This window comes from Vogesella urethralis (genome assembly GCF_007644045.2).
GTDB lineage: Bacteria > Pseudomonadota > Gammaproteobacteria > Burkholderiales > Chromobacteriaceae > Vogesella > Vogesella urethralis.
On record NZ_VMDW02000079.1, the window covers coordinates 1 to 235 of the forward strand.

The 235-nt window shown below is 63.4% G+C and carries 1 protein-coding gene; it reads left to right on the forward strand.

What is annotated here, in order from left to right; all coding sequences use genetic code 11:
* Window positions 1-235: MFS transporter (locus FLQ03_RS08665; RefSeq protein WP_144374170.1), on the forward strand; the 235-nt coding region annotated here is incomplete at both ends.

Genomic DNA, 235 nt, shown 5'->3' on the forward strand with positions numbered 1-235 from the left:
ATTTTACTGCAGGCTTTCGCCACCAACGTCTGGCAGCTGTTTATCCTGCGGGCGATCATGGGCTTAACCTCCGGTTATATTCCCAACGCCATGGCGCTGGTGGCCTCCCAGGTGCCGCGCGAGCGCAGCGGCTGGGCGCTAAGCACGCTGTCGACGGCGCAAATTAGCGGGGTGATCGGCGGTCCGCTGCTGGGCGGTTTCCTGGCGGACCACGTCGGGCTGCGGATGGTCTTTT